Genomic DNA, 18,865 nt, shown 5'->3' with positions numbered 1-18,865 from the left:
ATATTGGCGTATTATCCCGTGTCATGAGCATTTTCATCAGTCATTCACCCGTCAGCAGTACGAATAGACGCCTATGAGCGACCTGGACCGATATCTCAACGCCGCCACCCGCGACAACACGCGCCGCAGCTACCGCGCAGCCATCGAGCATTTCGAAGTCAGTTGGGGAGGGTTTCTGCCGGCCACCAGTGACAGCGTGGCGCGTTACTTGGTGGCGCATGCCGGAGTGTTGGCGGTCAATACCTTGAAGCTGCGGCTCTCGGCACTGGCGCAATGGCATACCAGCCAAGGGTTTGCCGACCCGACGAAGGCGCCGGTGGTACGCAAGGTGCTCAAGGGCATCCGCGCTGTGCACCCGGCGCGAGAGCGACAGGCCGAGCCTTTGCAACTTCAGCATTTGGAGCAGGTGATCGCAGCCCTGGACGTTGAAGCCAAGCAGGCCAGCGAGCATCACGACCAACCGCGCTTGCTGCGGGCCAAGCGCGACGCTGCGCTGATTCTGCTGGGCTTTTGGCGCGGGTTTCGCAGTGATGAGCTGTGCCGATTAAGCATCGAGCATGTGCAAGCCGTGCCAGGCGCGGGCATCAGCCTGTACTTGCCGCGCAGCAAAAGTGATCGCGACAACCTCGGCAAGACCTACCAGACCCCAGCGCTGCTGCGGCTGTGCCCGGTGCAGGCTTATAGCGAGTGGCTCAGCGCCTCGGCCTTGGTGCGTGGCCCGGTATTTCGTGGGATTGACCGTTGGGGCAACCTGGGCGAGGAGGGCTTGCACCCCAACAGTGTGATCCCGCTACTGCGCCAGGCCTTTGAGCGTGCAGGCATTCCCGCCGAGCAATACACCAGCCACTCCTTGCGCCGGGGCTTTGCCACTTGGGCGCATCGCAGTGGCTGGGATTTGAAGTCGCTGATGAGTTACGTCGGCTGGAACGACATGAAATCTGCGATGCGCTATGTTGAAGCGACGCCGTTTCTAGGCATGACCCTGGCAACCCAACCGCTGATTTGAGATTTCTTCTATTAATACAGTCACCTGATAGAGAAAGCCAATCGTCAGCATCAGGTTTGCCAATGAGCCATCGACCGAAAGAGCCGGTAGGATTCATCTCATCAACTTCTTAACCCCTGACGGAGAGTCAACGATGCCTATCATCAACAGCCAAGTAAAACCGTTTAAAGCCACCGCTTTCAAAAACGGCAGCTTCGTCGATGTGACCGACGCTGACCTGAAAGGCAAGTGGTCGGTTGTATTCTTCTACCCAGCCGACTTCACCTTCGTTTGCCCAACCGAACTGGAAGACCTGGCTGACAACTACGCCGAATTCCAGAAGCTGGGCGTCGAAATCTACAGCGTTTCCACCGACACCCACTTTGCCCACGCTGCCTGGCACAACACTTCGCCAGCCATTGGCAAAATCCAATACACCATGATCGGCGACCCAACCCTGACCATCTCCCGCAACTTCGACGTGCTGATCGAAGAAGCTGGCCTGGCAGACCGCGGCACCTTCGTGATCAACCCAGAAGGTCAGATCAAAATCGTTGAACTGAACGACGGTGGTGTAGGCCGTGACGCTTCCGAGCTGCTGCGCAAGATCAAAGCCGCTCAGTACGTTGCTGCCCACCCAGGTGAAGTCTGCCCAGCCAAGTGGAAAGAAGGCGAGGCCACTCTGGCGCCGTCTCTGGACCTGGTCGGCAAGATCTAAGTCTGTGAACGCGTATCAAGGGCGGGTATCCGCACTTAAGTAAGCTGCATCCGCCCTCGAAACGCCCGGGCGAGATTCGCTCGGGCGTTTTTTTGTCTGCAATAAACCGAATGAACAGGAAATCGCCCGTATGTTGGATGCCAATCTTAAAGCTCAGTTGAAGTCATACCTGGAACGGGTCACCCAGCCGATCGAGATCATCGCCTCCCTTGACGACGGTGCGAAATCCCAGGAAATGCTTGCTCTTTTGCAGGACGTAACCAGCCTCTCCACGCTGATTACCCTGAACACCGATGGCACTGATGCGCGCAAGCCATCGTTCTCCATCAACCGCCCGGGTGCCGATATCAACCTGCGTTTCGCCGGCATCCCCATGGGCCATGAATTCACTTCGCTGGTGCTGGCCCTGCTGCAAGTCGGTGGCCACCCGTCGAAGGCCAGTGTCGAGGTGATTGAACAGATCCGCGCCCTCAAAGGCGAGTTCAGCTTCGAGACTTACTTCTCGCTGTCGTGCCAGAACTGCCCGGACGTTGTCCAGGCGTTGAACCTGATGGCCGTGCTCAACCCGAACATCCGCCACGTCGCGATTGATGGTGCGCTGTTCCAGGCCGAAGTCGATGAGCGCCAGATCATGGCGGTGCCGAGCGTCTACTTGAACGGGGTCAACTTTGGCCAGGGCCGCATGGGCCTCGAAGAAATCCTCGCCAAGCTCGACACCAGCGGTATCGAGAAAGCCGCGGAAAAAATCAGCGCCAAGGACGCCTTCGACGTTCTGGTGGTGGGCGGTGGCCCGGCAGGGTCTTCGGCTGCCATCTACGCGGCACGTAAAGGTATTCGTACTGGCGTGGCGGCTGAACGCTTTGGTGGCCAGGTGCTGGACACCATGTCCATCGAGAACTTTATCTCGGTACAGGAAACCGAAGGGCCGAAACTGGCCAGCGCACTGGAAGCCCATGTGCGTCAGTACGACGTGGACATCATGAACCTGCAACGCGCCAGCAGCCTGGTACCGGCGAAAAATGCCGGTGAGCTGCACGAAATTCGCTTCGAAAGCGGTGCCACACTCAAGTCCAAGACCGTGATCCTGGCCACAGGCGCCCGCTGGAGAGAGATGGGTGTGCCCGGTGAACAGGAATACAAAGCCCGTGGCGTGTGCTTCTGCCCGCACTGTGATGGCCCGCTGTTCAAGGGCAAGCGTGTGGCGGTGATCGGCGGCGGTAACTCCGGCGTGGAAGCGGCCATTGACCTGGCCGGTATCGTCAGCCATGTCACCTTGCTTGAATTCGACAGCAAGCTGCGCGCCGATGCTGTATTGCAACGTAAGCTCTACAGCCTGCCGAACGTGGATGTGATCACCAGCGCATTGACCAGTGAAGTCAAAGGCGATGGCCAGAAAGTCACCGGCCTTGCCTACAAGGACCGCGACAGCGGTGAGTTCAAGACCATCGAGCTGGAAGGCATCTTTGTGCAGATCGGCTTGCTGCCCAACACTGATTGGCTCAAAGGCACCGTAGAACTGTCGCCGCGTGGCGAGATCATTGTCGATGCCCGTGGCGAGACTTCACTGCCTGGCGTGTTCGCTGCCGGCGACGTAACCACCGTGCCGTACAAGCAGATCGTGATTGCAGTGGGCGAGGGCGCCAAGGCTTCGTTGAGCGCATTCGATCACCTGATCCGTACCTCTGCTCCGGCGTAAATCCTGAGCTGAAAATGAAAAGCCCCATGAGCGATCATGGGGCTTTTTTTGTTGTGCTCGATACGCTTACATCGGCGCCGGCTGAATGATCTCGACCCAATAAGCATCCGGGTCCTTGATGAACGCGAGGCTCTTCATGCGGCCATCTGTCAGGCGCTTCTGGAAATCACAGCCCAAGGCTTCGAAGCGTTCGCACGCCGCGACAATGTCCGGCACCGAGATACAGATATGGCCAAAGCCACGCGGGTCGGTGTTGCCGTTGTGGTAGGCAAAGTCGGCATCGTTTTCGGTGCCGTGGTTGTGGGTCAGTTCGAGGATGCCCGGAATCGACTTCATCCACTGGGTACGCTCGGCGGCGTCGGCCGGGATCTGGGCCTTGTCCACCAGGGCCAGGAAGTACAGGCTGAATTCGGCTTCCGGGAAGTCGCGCTTCTCGACCAGGGAGAAACCCAGGATACGCGTGTAGAAGTCCAGCGACTTGGTGATGTCCTTGACCCGCAACATGGTGTGGTTGAACACGAAGTTCGCCGTGGCGTTGTCGGGTTGGGCGGAGACGCCCGGGAAGGTGTTCAATTCGTGCAGGCTCATGGGCCCTCCAGAAAAAATGTGAGATGAGCGGTCCATTGGCTTGCGGCCTGCCTCCATGCAGGCGGGCCATGATACGCAAGGCGCACCGGCTGCGCCAAATGAAAAAACGCGCTCAACCCTTGCGGTCAGCGCGCGCCGGGCCGCACACTTTGCCGCTGGAACCTTGGGTGTTTTTCGCAATGATCGAGTTTCGTAGGCCGCTGTTGAGTGCTGTGTGCGTGTTGTTGGGCAGCCCGTTTGTGCTGGCCGCCGAGCCGCAGGTCCATTGGCCCAGCGGTTGGCAGGTCGAAGAAGTCGTGCCTGACGGCGAGCCGCCTGCCACACCCCAAGCCGTGTCCCGGCAGCGAGCGATCAAGAATGATGAAAATGGCGCCACGTTGATGGTCATGGAGTTGACCGGAACGCCAATTGAGGCCGGCCATAAAGTTAATCTTGCTGGCGTGTTGCTGGAGATGCGCAAGTCGATCCAGAAAGACTTTGCCCGTGGCGGTTATCAAAGCGTGTGCAGCAAAATGCACCCCACGACATTGAGTCGTCTTGACGCGTTGGAAACTACCTGTGTGATTACCGAGAACGGTCGACACGTGTTGTCGCAAACATTAGTCGGTGCGCTGGATGTCGATAAAGCCTATGTATTTTCATACGCGGGCCAGGCGCAAGCGTACGAGGCGAGCAAGGAGGAAGTCAGTTCGGTGCGTAACAGCCTGAAACTTTGACGCGCTCAAATTGAGCGAATTTGAACAACATGAACGCTGAGTTAAGTTCGATTCCGAACCGTTAGAGCAAAAAAAGCCCCGCGTATACGGGGCTATTTTTTAGTACATGTTTCAGCCGCGAAGCCAGGAGTCTACAGTGGCAGCGCCGTACTCTTCTTTCCAGGCTTTGAGGCCGCGGTGGTTACCACCTTTGGTCTCGATCAGTTCGCCGGTGTGCGGGTTGTGGTAAACCTTGACCACCCGTGCGCGGCGCTGTTTAGGCGCGGCGGCGGCCGGTGCACTGCCTTTGCGTGGCGCGGGATCGAGGATAGCGATCACATCACGCAGGCTCTTGTCGTATTTGCCCATCAGCGTCTTGAGCTTTTCTTCGAATTCGATTTCTTTCTTCAGGCCAGCGTCGTTCTTCAAGGATTCCAGCTGTGCGAGCTGCTCTTGAAGGGCTTTTTCTGCTGCGCGAAATTCGGCGAGTCTGGACAAAATCTGTACTCCAATAATGTAGTTGCTGATATCAACTGCAGACAAAGCTATAAGCCAAGAACGTTAAGCTACGTCAACGAAAAAGACCCTTCTGCGAGTTCTGCACAGGCAGAAAAAATTGTAGTAGTTAATTCATCCCGAGTAAATCATGTCTTTTAAAGAAAGACCAATCTTTCATCCTAGGTCGCGCAAGGCTATTCCACGATGCCCAACGATTTAATGAATTCATCGCAGGGTGATGGTCGGCCAAACAGGTAACCCTGTAGGAAATCCACGCCCTGGGCCACGAGGTATTCACACTGTTGGGCTGTTTCTACGCCTTCGGCAACAATGCCTAGATCCAGCTTGACCGACAACTCTATGATGCTGTCCAGAATATGTCGCGACAGCGCATCCGCACCGATCATGGCGACAAAGCTCTGATCGATCTTCAAGTAGTCGACATTGAAATTGCGCAAATAGCCCAAGCTGGAGTGGCCGGTGCCAAAATCATCAATGGCAATCATGACCCCCATTTGATGCAGCGCCTCGAACAGGCGGCGGGTGGTCTCGGTGGGTTCGATCAACTCCCGCTCGGTCAACTCCAGCACCAGGGTGACCTGGCCGGGTGGAAACGCGGCCAGAAATTCCCGGCAGTCCTGCACCAGCGCCATGTCCTGGCAATGGCGCGCAGTGATATTCACGCCGATATGAAAGCCAGGGCTGAAGCGCGCGGCATGGGGCGCCAGTTGCGCGGCGGTCTGGCGCAGCAGTGCGCGGGTCATCGGCACGATCAGGCCGGAGTCTTCGGCCAGGGGAATAAACAGGTCCGGGCGCACCAGGCCTTCTTTGGGATGCTTCCAACGCATCAGGACTTCACAGCCGGCCCATTGGCGGGTGTCACCGCGTACCACCGGTTGGAAATACGGGATGAACTCATTGGCCCCCAAGGCGCGTTGTAACTCGTGGGTCGGCGCGGACGAACGTTTTTGCAGCCAGTGAGCGAGCAGCCCCGCCAATATCCCGAAGAACACTACTAGGCTGAACAGGGCCGGATATCGCGCCTGCATATAGCGCCAGACCTCACCGTCGGGCATCCCGGCCTCGACGCTGTACTGATAGCGCTCGGAAGCCAAGCGGTGTGGCGCCACGGCAAATTTCGGCAGCGCGCCTTGATGCACTTTGCCGTCATCATCCAGCCAATTCGGGCCAACTTGCAAAATCAGGTAGGCGTAACGACTGATCAAGCGCAAAGCGTTAGTGAGGTGGTAACCGTCAACCGAGGCAAACGCACCTTGATCGCCTTGGACCAGGCGGTACACCAGCAGGGCGGTATCGGGTGTGACGGGGTTGCCTTTCATCAACCACAGGCGTCCATCCACGTAGTCGTCCGGGTTGACAGGCGATTGGTAGCTGTCGCCAAACAACGAGCTGCAATAGATGTTCTTCTGCCAGGACAGCGTCGTGGCCCGCACAAACGGCCGGCGCGTGACTTGTTCACGTAGCGCCAACTTGGCGGCGCTGTCACAAGGCTTACCGGCCAACGGCAGCAAAGCCTGGGCAGCGATGGCGGTATTGTCGAGCATCAGGTCGAACTGGCGCACCGCCTCTTGAGCGGTTTGCGCCGTACTTTGTTCGAGGGTGCGCTCGGCTTGCCAATACAGAATCACAACCCCCAGCAAGATGGGTAACGCGCCGCTGGTTGCACTGATGAAATAGCGTGCGGCTCGGCTTCGTGGGCCTTTGACGGTCAGGGGCATAGGGGCGGTCAGTCGTGAGAAAAAGAGTGAGATATGCCGATGATAGATGGCAATACGCAGGCCTGCTCAGTTGTTTTGAGCGGGTTGACCTAGCCGTTCGGTCAGTTGTGGCGGGAGTTTCATCTAGGCACCATAGCCATCGTTGCAAGAAGTAAGAGACTCAGGACCGTACCCCTCCAGCCTCTCTCAGTGCCGTGCTAGCCCAATTTTGGCGGGACGGTCGGCGCGTGCCTTTCGAATGTCGGAAGCCGCCTTGCAGCCTTTTAACGACTCCACAGGAATTTGCAGCAATGAAAAAAATCGCACTGGCCGTTGCCTTGTTGATGGCTAACAGCGTTGTCGCTCTGCCGGCGTTCGCGGCGGACGGCACTATCACCCTGACCGGTGAGATCACTGGCACCACCTGCAGCATCAGTGGCGGGGCAGGCGCTGCGCCTGGCGCCGGGCCGGACTTTGCCATTGCGCTGCACAAGGTCCAGGCTAGCGCACTCAAGGCAGCCGGGCAGACGGCGGGGGTAAAACCGTTCTTTATCCAAGTCGGCAGTTGCCCGAAGGACACGGTGGTCGCGGTGTTATTCGAGAGCAGCAGCCCGGCCATCAACCCGGCGACCGGTAACCTGGTCAATCAGGCGCCAGCCACACCCGAACCGGCAAAGTTCGTGGAAGTACAGATTGTGGACGGCGTCACCAACCTGCCCCTGGACCTGCGGCTGGGCCTGAGTTCGAGTACCGCGACAGTGCCAGACGGCGGCACGGTGACGTTGCCATTTGCAGCTCAGTACTTCGCCACCGGGGCAGCGACCGCCGGCCCGATCAGCACGCAAGTGCTGTATTCCGTGACATTCCCCTGATCAAGGCCAGTGGGCCTGGCGACGTGCCAGGCCCTGCCTTGAAGGAAGGACGCATGTTTTTTCGCACATTGCTGGCGAGCCTCACCTTTGCGCTCATCGCCGGCTTACCGTCCACGGCCCGCGCGGGTGTGGTGATCGATGGCACACGGCATATCTACCCCCAGCAGCGCCGTGAAATCACCCTGCGCTTGACCAACGACGATAAACGGGCACCGCGCCTGGTCCAGGTGTGGCTGGATCAAGGCGATGCCACTCCAGATCCCTCCCATAGCGACGTACCTTTCAGCCTCTCGCCCCCGGTGTTTCGCCTGGATCCGGGGAGAAGCCAGGGTGTGCGGCTGGTCTACACCCAGGATCCGCTGCCGTCAGATCGAGAATCACTGTTCTGGCTCAATGCCGTGGAAATCCCCCCTAAAGTCAACGCGGCCGAGCTTGACGAGCAAACCCCTGAAGGAAACCACCTGCAGTTTGCTTTTCGTATCCGCACCAAAGTGTTTTTTCGCCCCCGTCATTTACCGGGCAGTGCAGACCAGGCGCCCGCACAACTGCGCTGGAGTCTGAGGCGCACCGAGCGCGCAGCCGTACTGCGCGTACACAACCCTACGGCCTTTCACGTGACCTTCAACGAGGTGGCACTGGCGCTGGGCCCTCGGCTTGACGCCCACCTGATACCGGTACAAGAAGGCATGGTGCCGCCAGGTGCCAGCCTCGAACTGCCTGTACGCGGCACCCTGCCGACGATCCCCGCAGACGCCCAGGTGCATTTCAAATACATCAATGATTACGGCGCATTCTCCGCGCCGCAGCGAGCCCCCCTGAAGTTTTGATTATGTCTGTTTACCTGCCATTTACGGGGCATCCCGTGTTTGCCTGGCTGTTGTGCAATTCGCGGCTGATGGTGTCGCTGGGTGTGTTCACGACCTTATGCCTGCCGGCCGAAGCCGCGCCGCTATTGTTTGATATCGAGGCGTTTACCACCGGCTTGTCCACGGCGGTGGATATTTCGCGTTTCAATACGGGCAATGCATTGGCGCCGGGCGTCTACCGTGTGGATGTGATGCTCAATGGGCAATTCGTGGGGCGCCGTGAAATCAGCTTTGTCTCCCGGAAGGGGCAGGACGATGTCCAGCCTTGCGTGAGTGCGCTGGAACTTGCCCAACTCGGAGTCGTGCTGCCACCTGACGAACGCAGCGCCGACACGCAGTGCCGTGATTTTACTCAATGGATCCCCCTGGCCAGCAGCCAGATCGACATTGAGACCCTGACGCTCGACGTCAATATCCCGCAGGCTTACCTCAGCCGTGCCGCGCGCGGTTACGTTGACCCGGCCCGCTGGGACAAGGGACTCGACGTTGCCCTGCTCAATTACACCTTCAGCGCCGCAGCGGTGACTTCGGGGACGGGGGAAGGTCGGGGTTACCTGGGCCTCAACGGCGGCGTCAACCTCGGCGACTGGCGCCTGCGCCACCAAGGCAGCCAGGCCTGGACTTCCCGTGGCGGTCTGTTGCCTTATCAACACACCGCCACGTACCTGCAACGGCCCTTGTTGGCCTGGCGTTCGCAACTGACCCTTGGCGACAGCTTCAGTAACGGCCAGGTCCTCGACGGCGTGCGGGTGCGGGGCATCACCCTGTCGACCGATGACCGCATGCTGGCGCCGTCGCAACAAGGCTATGCACCGCAGATACGCGGCATCGCCGACAGCAACGCCACGGTAACGGTGCGCCAGAACGGCTACACGATCTACGAAACCCAGGTTGCCCCAGGGCCCTTTGTCATCGACGACCTATATCCCACGGGCTACGGTGGCGACCTCAATGTCAGCGTCACCGAGGTGGACGGGCGCCGCACCACCTTTGTCGTGCCGTATTCCGTGGCCCCACAGTTATTGCGCCAGGGCGCCACTCACTACAGCACCACGTTGGGCCAAGTGCAGCAACGCGGGGTCAGCAAGACCCGCCCCATGGTGTTTCAGGGCACCTTGCAGCATGGCCTTACCGATGGCCTGAGCCTGTACGGCGGCAGCGCGGTTTCCCAGGGATACTTGCAGGGCAAGGCCGGGCTGGCGATGAGTACGCCTATCGGCGCGTTTGCCCTGGACACCACGCACTCGCGCACCCGCGTTGAGGGCAACGGGGTGGTTGGCGGACACAGTTGGGGCCTGGCCTACAACAAGAACCTGCCGTTTTCCGGAACCCATTTTGCGCTGGGCGCCTACCGCTTCTCCACGGCCGGCTACCTGAGCCTGCCGGATGCTTTGAATGTGCAGGAACTGGCGCGTCAGCAGGGGAACATCGAGGGCTATGCCCGGCAGAAAAGCCGTCTCGACCTGACGATCAGCCAGCAATTGGGGCAAGGCACCTTGAGCCTGTACGGCAGTTCGGTTGACTACTGGGCGAGCCGGCAAGGTCGCCAGACTTCCTTCACCCTCAGCTATGGATCACGCTGGAAGCAGCTCAACTGGAACATTTCGGCGCAGCGCTCAAGGGTCAGCGACGCCGACCCACCCAGCGATCGTGACCACAGTGACGCGATTTTTTTCGGCCGCGCGTTGCAACCCGGTCGCGTCGATAATCGTCTGGCGCTGACCCTGTCGATGCCGCTGGGCCAGGGCACATCGGCGCCGACCCTGAGCAGCGCGTTGTCGCGCGACACCGGTGAGTCAAAGGGCAGTCAACAGCAAGTGGGCATCAATGGCTTGCTCGGCGAGGCGTCAGAGGGGCACTACGGCCTGGCCGGCAGCCAGGGCACGGGGAGCCAGGCCGGTTCCAGCTTCAATGCCTACGCCGGGTATCGCAGCAGCACGGCCAACCTGCGCGCCGGTTACGGCCAGAGTGGCAACAACGCACAAGTGTCCATGAGCGCAGACGGCGGGCTGATTGCCCATGGCGGTGGCGTGACCCTCTCGCAAAGCCTCGGTGAAGCGTCGGCACTGGTGTATGCACCGGCTGCCCAGGGCGCGCAGATCGGTGGGGGTGTACGCATCGACTCACACGGCTATGGCGTGTTGCCGAGCTTGCGGGCCTACCATCCCAATGACGTGGATATCGACCCCGAAGGCATGCCCATGGATGTGGAACTCAAGGAGTCGAATCACTCGGTGGTACCGACAGGGGGCGCAGTGTCGCTGGTCAAGTTCGAGACCGTCAGTGGCCGTGCGGTGGTGATCAAGGCGACCCATCGCAACGGTCAGCCGCTGCCTTTTGCCGCTCAGGTGTTCGACGAGCAGGGCAGGGAAGTCGGGGTAATTGGGCAAGCGGGCAAGGCGTTTGTGCGCGGCGTGGCCGACCAGGGCACGCTGACCGTGCGTTGGACCGAGGCGGCAAGTGACCGCTGCTATATCCCATACCGTCTGCCACCGCGGCCACCGGGGCACCGCCAGGAAAATGCCGACCAGCTGGTCAGCCGGTGCCACGCCAACACCGCCAACGATGAGGTCACCGGCCGATGATCAGCATCTATACGCAACGTCTGGCAGGGCTTGTCATGATGATCTGCGTCGCCCTCGTTAGCGCCCCCCCAAGCCCATGCCAAAGCGACGTGTACGCCCGCGCCGCCGACAGTGCTGTCGGTGCCGCGCATTACGGTGCCCGCCAACCCTGTGGTCGGCCAGGCCCTGGGAAACCCGGATGGCTACCCCGTCGAGGTAGCGCACGGGTTGAGGTGCACCTATCCGCCCAACCTTATTGTTCGCTATTGGTCGTCCACGCGGATTGCTCGGGAGATTCCCTGGACGGGACGTAACTTCTTCCACTCAGGGGTCGTCATGCCGGTTCATCTGACCGGCGTGCAAGGCGTCGGGTTTGCGTTTATGGCGCAGGACCGTGACGTGGGGCCGATGCAAACCGTAACCACCGGAGTCACGGTGCTGCGCGGACCGATCCATCCCGGTTTGCCTACGTGGGGCTTGCGCGGACGCTTGTTCTTCGTGGTAACTGGCCCGATCCAGGGCGGCACCATCACGCCGCAGACCTTCGCAGGCTTGTACCTGTACACCAGCGACACGCACCACGCGTTCAACTTCGCCAGTGTAGAAGTCGGCCCGCCGAGCAAACCTACCTGCACGGTCTCCACGCCCTCCGTGGCAATCCCGCTGGGGGCGGTCGAGAGCAGGGCGTTCAAGGGCATTGGCAGCGTGGCCGGCAATGCCACCCGCACCATTACCTTGCAATGCGCCGGTGGCGGGGGCGCTGAGAGCGATGTGCTGTTGACCTTGACCGACCAGACCCAACCGGCCAATCGCAGCGACCAACTGACATTGACCGCCAACTCCACTGCCAAGGGCGTGGCGCTGCAACTGCTGTCTGGCAACCGCCTGATCAGCTACGGCCCCGACGCTGCCACCATCGGCACGCCAAATCAATGGTTGGCGGGCAGCACTGGCAACGGCACCTTCCAGATTCCGTTGACGGCGCGCTATATACAAACCGGCGCCACCGTCCGACCCGGTACGGCCAATGGGCTGGCGACCTTCACCATGGCCTATCGGTAATCGACGTGATGCCCCAAGTCTTATTGAAATGCGCGTTCGGCCTGGTAATGGCGGCTCATATCGCGATGGTTCAGGCGGAAATCATCATTGATCGCACCCGGCTTATTTACCCAGCCGCTGTACGGGGAGTGACCCTCAACCTGCGCAACGAGGCGGACAGCCCGAGGCTGGTGCAGGTGTGGATCGATGAAGGCGACCCCCAGACAGCGCCGGAACTGAGTGACGTACCCTTTACTGTCACACCACCGATTCTGCGAATGAACCCCGGCAAGGGCCACGCATTGCGGGTGATTTATCACCCGGTGCCGAGACACACCATGGCCGATCCCCAGGAAACGGTGTATTGGCTGAATGTGCTGGGCATCCGGCCTACTGACGCCGCAAGCCATCACCTGCAACTGGCGTTTCGCACGCGCATCAAACTGTTCCTGCGCCCTAATGCGTTGCCAGGCAGGGCGGAAGATGCCGTGGCGGCGCTGCAATGGCAACTGGCAGACGACCGCCCGGTGCTGCGGGTGCGCAACCCGAGTGCCTTTCATGTGACCTTGTCCAGCGTGGCGCTCAACCTTGAGGGCGTCGAATACCGCCATGAAAACCCACCGATGCTGGCACCGCGCTCAACGGCCGAGTTGATCATGCCGGGTTGGGTTGTACCGTGGCGAGGTACGCCGACGCTGCGCTTCACCACATTGGATGACTATGGCGCGACGCATGAGAGGACGCAGCGCATAGGCCGGTAACTAAGTGGGCGGCGCAATCTCCTGCTGGGTATCTACCTGTGCAACAAACCCCTTGCGCCGGGCAGGGCAATAGGGATTTGATAAGACTACGGACAAACCTGGTTACGCTGTGTAGAATCAGTTTACGCATACAAGAATATGGACTTGCGCTCACGCAAGCCTCGGCCGTCAGAGACTGATGACACCATGAAGCTACTTGGCTCCCCCCTCATCTTTGGTGACTTCCTCGCCCGCAGCGTGCGGGGCCTCTCTTGTGCGCCACCCTCCAGCCTCATCCTTGCTCGCAACTAATCAATTGCTACCTACAAGAATGATGAGGCACCGAACATGACCGACCAACTCGCAAACCCAATGGGCCTGATGGGCTTTGAATTCATCGAATTCGCCTCGCCCACCCCAGGCACCCTGGAGCCGATCTTCGAGATCATGGGCTTCACCAAAGTGGCGACCCACCGTTCCAAGAACGTGCACCTGTATCGTCAGGGCGAGATCAACCTGATCCTCAACAACGAACCCGACAGCCTCGCTTCCTACTTCGCGGCCGAGCACGGCCCGTCGGTGTGCGGCATGGCGTTCCGCGTCAAGGACTCGCAACAGGCCTACAAGCGTGCCCTGGAGCTGGGGGCCCAGCCGATCCATATCGACACCGGCCCGATGGAATTGAACCTGCCGGCAATCAAAGGCATTGGCGGTTCGCCGTTGTACCTGATCGACCGTTTCGGCGAAGGCAACTCGATCTACGGCATCGACTTCGTGTACCTCGAAGGCGTTGATCGCAACCCGGTAGGCGCAGGCCTGAAGGTCATCGACCACCTGACCCACAACGTCTATCGCGGGCGCATGATTTATTGGGCCAACTTCTACGAGAAACTGTTCAACTTCCGTGAGGCGCGTTATTTCGACATCAAAGGCGAGTACACCGGCCTGACCTCCAAGGCCATGAGCGCGCCGGACGGCAAGATCCGTATCCCGTTGAACGAAGAATCGTCCAAGGGCGCCGGGCAGATCGAAGAGTTCCTGATGCAGTTCAACGGCGAGGGCATCCAGCACGTGGCGTTCCTCACCGACGACCTGGTCAAGACCTGGGACGCGCTGAAGAAGATCGGCATGCGCTTCATGACCGCGCCGCCCGACACTTACTACGAAATGCTTGAAGGCCGCCTGCCGAACCACGGTGAGCCGGTGGACCAGTTGCAATCGCGTGGCATCCTGCTGGATGGCTCGTCGGTTGCCGGTGACAAGCGCCTGCTGCTGCAGATATTCTCGGAAACCCTGATGGGCCCGGTGTTCTTCGAATTCATCCAGCGCAAAGGCGACGATGGGTTTGGCGAGGGCAACTTCAAGGCGCTGTTCGAGTCGATCGAGCGCGACCAGGTGCGTCGTGGTGTATTGACCGCTGATTGATTGACTGGCTGAAACGAAAAAGCCCGGTTTTTACCGGGCTTTTTTGTGCCTGATGCATCGAGTTGCAAATGACCTGCGGCTTGTTGGGAACAGATGTTTCTTGAAATATCACTCAAAGGGTAGGGCGCAGACAAAAGCCTGCGTGTCCAATATGAAGAGGCTCTCTTATGCATGTGAATTCTCCTACCCTTCAACGCCCGATCGGCCCATCTGTATCAACAGAGCAGGCAGGGCTTGTGCGCAATGTTCGTTCCACCGGCCATGCAGACCCGGTCGATCAGGCGCGTAAAAAGTTTCTCGATGACGGTGAAACCGAGTACCTGGGCGGCGCACTCAGCGCCGAAGGGTATCAACTGACGAAGGCAGCGGTGTCACCTGACAAACCGGGAAGTCCAGGGGTGCAGGTCTCGACATTTGCCGTCGACGGCGTTCAGTCCAACGACATGATGGTGATCAAGCGGGTGCCGCCTACAGAAGAGGGGCCTAATCTCGTCCTGTATATGCCGGAAGATGAAGTGACATCGTTTCATGAGTTCAAGAATGCAGAGGAGATGACGGCCTGGCTCAAGGAAGTAGCCAATGACCCGACCGAGCGAAAGCGGTTTACCCAGCATTTTTCCAGTGATAAAGCGCCGAAGCAGGAGGAACGGGTTAACAAGAAGTTCGGCGAGTTCGCTGAGGGCGACATCAATGCAGTGGTGGGCAGTTTTGGCTATGAGAAAGGTGACATTTTCGAGCGTTTGAACAAAGACGCTTCGGTTCCTCCCGTTCAGGTCAGCGGGCTGACGCGAACGCAGCTGTACAAACAAGAGACCGATGGAGCAGCGACCTATATCGGGTATCAAGAAGACGGAAAAAAGATACTTTATAAATACGACGCGTATGGAAACATGCATGGAAACAATGGGAAAGAATGGTTTTTCGCCCAAAACGGTTTGAACGACAATAAACCGCTGGAGCCGATGACGCTTAACGAATACACCAAAAAAGTGGTCAGCGTTTCATTGGACAATGTGAGCGCCAATGATAAGCGCGCGCTCCTGGATGAGTTCGTGAAGCAACTCAGAAACCCGTTGCACGGTATTGGGATGGCACTCAAAGAGCTAGGCGTGTCTGGCGACGTTGCCAACTCCATCGAAGAAATACTGAAGAATCCCGTGAAAGGAACACTGCTTGAATTGAACCATGACAATCGGATCGGCAAGTTGTTTGGGGTTGATAAGGAACAGATGGATGCCACCCTGGAAAGTGTCGGCAGCCAAGTCCAAAGCACTATTCCCTACTATGGCGCATGGAGGGATGGGTTCAACAACGTGGCCGATGTCATCGAGGGGCAGGTCGGCACGTACGAGGAACCGACCACGCAAGTAAGGACCTGACTCGATCTACGTCGTCATACAGAGGGGTATGGATGCCCCCGCGCCTCGCATTCTATTCCAGCTTCCCCTTCAAGCTCGGCGCTGACGCACCAAATGCTTGAATCCTTCATACACCAGCACCATCACCGCCAGCCAGATCGGGATATAGGTCAGCCATTGCCCACCCTGGATGCCTTCACCCAATAGCAAAGCCACCGCCAGCAACAGCACCGGCTCCACGTAGCTCAGCAGCCCGAACAGGCTGAACGCCAGCAAGCGACTTGCAATGATATAGCTCACCAGCGCCGAGGCGCTGATAACGCCTAGCATGGGAATCAGTGCATAGAGCTTTGGATGCCCATCAAGTACGGCAAAGCCTTGTTCGCCACTTTGGACAAACCACCAGGCCACCGGCAGCATCAATGCCATGTCCAGCCACAGACCGCCCAGATGATCGGTGGTCAGGTATTTACGCACCACGAAGTACACCGGGTAGCCGATGATCACCACCAGCGTTGCCCAGGAAAAACCACCGGTCTGCCACAACTCGTTCAACACACCCAGCACGGCAAACACCACGGCGATCTGTTGCAGCCGTGAGAGGCGCTCGCCGTAGACCAGGCGCCCGGTGAGCACCATGGTCAACGGCAGCAGGAAATACCCCACCGACACGTCCAGGCTGCGGCCGTTGAGCGGCGCCCACATGAACAGCCACAACTGCACGCCGAGCAGGGCTGACGACACCAGCACACCGCCAATCAGCCGTGGCTTGGCCGCCAGCATGCGCAGCAGCTCCAACACCCTGCGCCACTCGCCGCTGACGAGCATGAACACCGTCATGCAGGGCACGGTGAGCAACATGCGCCAGCCGAAAATCTCCAGGCCACTCAGCGGTGTAAGCAGGGATGTGAAGTAATACATCACGGCAAACAACACCGAGGCCAAGACCGATGACACAACACCTTTAGACACGCTGTCCTCGCGAAAGCCAATGATTGCGCGGGTAGTCTACAGGCGCGCCAACCGACCGGATACAAAATGCCCGACATCATTGAAGCCTGGCGAAGACGAATGCCCCGGCGTGACCAGCGAATCAATGAACGCCTCGTCTTCAGCGCTGATCTTCACCGCCAGCGCCCCGGTGTAGGCGTCCCACTGCGCCTCGGTCCGTGGCCCGACAATCGCCGAACTCACCGCCGCATTGTTCAGCACCCAGGCGATGGCAAACTCGACGATCCCCACGCCACGCCCTTGGGTGTATTGCTGGATCTGCTGGGCAATGCGCAGTGATTCAACCCGCCACTCGGTTTCCAGAATGCGCTTGTCCTGGCGCGCGGCACGGCTGCCGGGCTCGGGCGTGACATTTGGAGCGTACTTGCCGCTGAGTACCCCTCGGGCCAGCGGGCTATAAGGCACCACACCCAGCCCATAAGCCGCTGCGGCGGTGATCTGCTCGACCTCGGCCTGACGGTTGACGATGTTATACAACGGCTGGCTGATGATGGGTTTATCGACGCCCAGGCGCTCAGCCACGCGAATCACTTCAGCGATGCGCCAACCCCGGTAATTGGAAAGGCCCCAATAGCGGACCTTGCCCTGGCGGATCAGGTCACCGATGGCGGACACGGTCACCTCCAACGGCGTGTCGTGGTCTTCGCGGTGCAAGTAGTAGATGTCCAGGTAATCCGTGTCCATGCGTACAAGGCTGGCCTCCAGTGCGTTGAACAGACGCTTGCGGTTCAAACCACTGCGGTTGGGCACTCCATCGGCAGGGCCGAAGCCGACCTTGGAGGCCACCACCCAATCCTGGCGATTGCGCGCGATCGCCTCGCCGACGAGTTCCTCGGAGCGCCCGCCGGTATATACGTCCGCTGTGTCGATGAAATTGATGCCCTGGTCCCAGGCCTTGTCGATGATGCGCAGCGAATCTTCGGTGCTGGTCTGTTCGCCAAACATCATGGTGCCGAGGGTGAGTGCGCTGACCTTCAACCCGGACTGGCCCAATGTGCGGTAAATCATGCAAAGCTCCTCATGGCTGGCAAATGTAAGTGATGCAATAGCAGACCCGAGCGCTCTGGAACAAGCCCTGAGCGCATTTCTTCATGTGCGTAGCAAAGTCAGGCAGCGGGCCTGTAAAAATCGGTGCAGCACTTTCACGCGTTCTGACACTTGCAGGCGGTGAGGGCACATCAGGTTGAACGGCGTGGGTTCACCTTGCCAGTCGGGTAGCAGGGGCACCAATCGTCCAGCCTGGATATCGCGCGCCACATCCAGGTTGGCTTTATAGGCAATTCCGTGGCCCGCCAACGCCCAGCGGCGGACAATCTCGCCGTCATCGCTGAGGTAGTCACCGCTCACTTCAACTTCCTGGAGCAACGCGCCCTGGCGGAAATACCAGATGCTATTGGCCTGGCCCCGACGCATATAGCGCAGCGTGCTGTGGTGGGCCAAGTCTGCGGGCTTAAGCGGGGTGCCGTGGCGCGCCAGGTAGTCGGGGCTGGCGCAGGCAATGCGATGGTGATCGGGTACCACCGGCAGGGCCACCAGGCTGGAGTCCCTCGGCACGCCAAAGCGCAAGGCAATATCGACGGTGTCGCGAAACAAGTCGGCATTGCTGTCGTTGAGCAATAGTTGCAGACGGATAGCGGGGTGCTCCACCTTGAACTCATCCAGCCAGCCCAGCAGCACATTGCGGCCAAAGTCCGAGGGCGCGGCCAACTGCAATAAACCACTGAGGCTCTGGCCTTGTTGCTTGATGGCGTGTTCGCCTTCCGATAGCGCTTCAAGCGCCACGCGCACGCTGTCCAGGTAGCGCCGGCCTTCTTCGGTCAGGCGCATGCTGCGGGTGGAGCGGGCGAGCAGGCGGATGCCGAGGCGGTTTTCAAGGCGCTTGAGGGCAATGCTCGCCGCCGCCGGCGTGAGGCCCAGGCCACGGGCGGCGGCCGTCAGGCTGCCGGTGTCGGCGCTGCGCACGAACACTTCAAGGTCAAGAATCGAGCTCATTGATAAAAATCCTTTAAAGATCTTGTCGTTTTACCCGGATTTTTCATCGATTACCAAGCTGGGAAGATGAACGCTCACTTTCTGACCCAGGTAGTTTT

17 protein-coding genes are annotated in these 18,865 nt (G+C 59.4%); 11 read left to right on the top strand and 6 right to left on the bottom strand.

The features are described 5' to 3' along the window. The first annotated feature begins 73 nt into the window (after positions 1–73). From DK871_RS10995 to ahpF, 3 genes are all read left to right on the top strand, one after another. Positions 74–1,006 (top strand): site-specific integrase, encoded by a 933-nt coding sequence (locus DK871_RS10995; protein WP_161905046.1) that lies wholly within the window; start codon positions 74–76, stop codon positions 1,004–1,006. 133 nt (positions 1,007–1,139) lie between these two features. Next, a complete protein-coding gene (gene ahpC / locus DK871_RS10990) occupies positions 1,140–1,703 on the top strand; it encodes an alkyl hydroperoxide reductase subunit C (protein WP_003191303.1) in 564 nt (187 codons plus the stop codon). Between the two features lie 130 nt (positions 1,704–1,833). Further along, entirely contained in the window at positions 1,834–3,399 is a 1,566-nt protein-coding gene (ahpF, locus tag DK871_RS10985; protein ID WP_161905045.1) for an alkyl hydroperoxide reductase subunit F, read from the top strand. Between the two features lie 66 nt (positions 3,400–3,465). Here ahpF and gloA read toward each other — a convergent pair whose 3' ends face one another. Further along, positions 3,466–3,987: a lactoylglutathione lyase gene (gene gloA, locus DK871_RS10980; RefSeq protein ID WP_161905044.1), complete on the bottom strand. Its 522-nt coding sequence runs from the start codon at positions 3,985–3,987 to the stop codon at positions 3,466–3,468. A 179-nt stretch (positions 3,988–4,166) separates the two neighbouring features. Between gloA and DK871_RS10975 the strand changes: the two genes are divergently transcribed. Beyond that, positions 4,167–4,703, top strand: a complete 537-nt coding sequence (locus DK871_RS10975; RefSeq protein WP_161905043.1) for a DUF4946 domain-containing protein — start codon at positions 4,167–4,169, stop codon at positions 4,701–4,703. 111 nt (positions 4,704–4,814) lie between these two features. On the opposite strand, the gene DK871_RS10970 is transcribed toward DK871_RS10975, so the two are convergent. Then, on the bottom strand, positions 4,815–5,180 hold the full coding sequence (locus DK871_RS10970; RefSeq protein WP_161905042.1) for a histone-like nucleoid-structuring protein, MvaT/MvaU family: 366 nt from the start codon (positions 5,178–5,180) through the stop codon (positions 4,815–4,817). A gap of 194 nt (positions 5,181–5,374) precedes the next feature. Beyond that, on the bottom strand, positions 5,375–6,919 hold the full coding sequence (locus DK871_RS10965) for an EAL domain-containing protein (RefSeq protein ID WP_161905041.1): 1,545 nt from the start codon (positions 6,917–6,919) through the stop codon (positions 5,375–5,377). Between the two features lie 290 nt (positions 6,920–7,209). Here DK871_RS10965 and DK871_RS10960 point away from each other — a divergent pair, with 290 nt between their 5' ends. The 7 genes from DK871_RS10960 (at position 7,210) to DK871_RS10930 (ending at position 15,785) form a co-directional block, all read left to right on the top strand. Next, the gene (locus DK871_RS10960; RefSeq protein ID WP_161905040.1) at positions 7,210–7,770 is read left to right on the top strand and encodes a fimbrial protein; all 561 of its coding nucleotides are present in this window, start codon (positions 7,210–7,212) and stop codon (positions 7,768–7,770) included. 53 nt (positions 7,771–7,823) lie between these two features. Continuing rightward, positions 7,824–8,597, top strand: a complete 774-nt coding sequence (locus DK871_RS10955; RefSeq protein ID WP_161905039.1) for a molecular chaperone — start codon at positions 7,824–7,826, stop codon at positions 8,595–8,597. Positions 8,598–8,599: 2 nt separating this feature from the next. Further along, the gene (locus DK871_RS10950) at positions 8,600–11,221 is read left to right on the top strand and encodes a fimbria/pilus outer membrane usher protein (RefSeq protein ID WP_161905038.1); all 2,622 of its coding nucleotides are present in this window, start codon (positions 8,600–8,602) and stop codon (positions 11,219–11,221) included. Between the two features lie 315 nt (positions 11,222–11,536). Beyond that, the gene (locus DK871_RS10945) at positions 11,537–12,262 is read left to right on the top strand and encodes a fimbrial protein (protein WP_161905037.1); all 726 of its coding nucleotides are present in this window, start codon (positions 11,537–11,539) and stop codon (positions 12,260–12,262) included. 8 nt (positions 12,263–12,270) lie between these two features. Next, entirely contained in the window at positions 12,271–13,002 is a 732-nt protein-coding gene (locus tag DK871_RS10940; protein ID WP_161905036.1) for a molecular chaperone, read from the top strand. A 327-nt stretch (positions 13,003–13,329) separates the two neighbouring features. Next, on the top strand, positions 13,330–14,406 hold the full coding sequence (gene hppD / locus DK871_RS10935; RefSeq protein ID WP_161905035.1) for a 4-hydroxyphenylpyruvate dioxygenase: 1,077 nt from the start codon (positions 13,330–13,332) through the stop codon (positions 14,404–14,406). 167 nt (positions 14,407–14,573) lie between these two features. After that, on the top strand, positions 14,574–15,785 hold the full coding sequence (locus DK871_RS10930) for a dermonecrotic toxin domain-containing protein (RefSeq protein ID WP_218581388.1): 1,212 nt from the start codon (positions 14,574–14,576) through the stop codon (positions 15,783–15,785). Between the two features lie 69 nt (positions 15,786–15,854). On the opposite strand, the gene rarD is transcribed toward DK871_RS10930, so the two are convergent. The 3 genes from rarD to DK871_RS10915 all read right to left on the bottom strand — a co-directional run bounded on the left by rarD (position 15,855) and on the right by DK871_RS10915 (position 18,767). Continuing rightward, positions 15,855–16,736 carry an EamA family transporter RarD gene (gene rarD / locus DK871_RS10925; RefSeq protein WP_161905034.1) on the bottom strand — a complete coding sequence of 294 codons (882 nt, stop codon included), beginning with the start codon at positions 16,734–16,736 and terminating at the stop codon, positions 15,855–15,857. 36 nt (positions 16,737–16,772) lie between these two features. Then, positions 16,773–17,783, bottom strand: a complete 1,011-nt coding sequence (locus tag DK871_RS10920; protein ID WP_161905033.1) for an aldo/keto reductase — start codon at positions 17,781–17,783, stop codon at positions 16,773–16,775. A gap of 81 nt (positions 17,784–17,864) precedes the next feature. After that, positions 17,865–18,767, bottom strand: coding sequence for a LysR family transcriptional regulator (locus DK871_RS10915; RefSeq protein WP_161905032.1), 903 nt, complete (start codon positions 18,765–18,767; stop codon positions 17,865–17,867). Between the last annotated feature and the right edge of the window lie 98 nt (positions 18,768–18,865).

The organism is Pseudomonas sp. L13 (assembly GCF_009935965.1).
In the GTDB taxonomy this organism is placed as follows: Bacteria; Pseudomonadota; Gammaproteobacteria; order Pseudomonadales; family Pseudomonadaceae; genus Aquipseudomonas; species Aquipseudomonas lactis.
The sequence above is the reverse complement of the archived record's forward strand: the minus strand, read 5'-3'. Positions and strand labels throughout refer to the sequence as shown.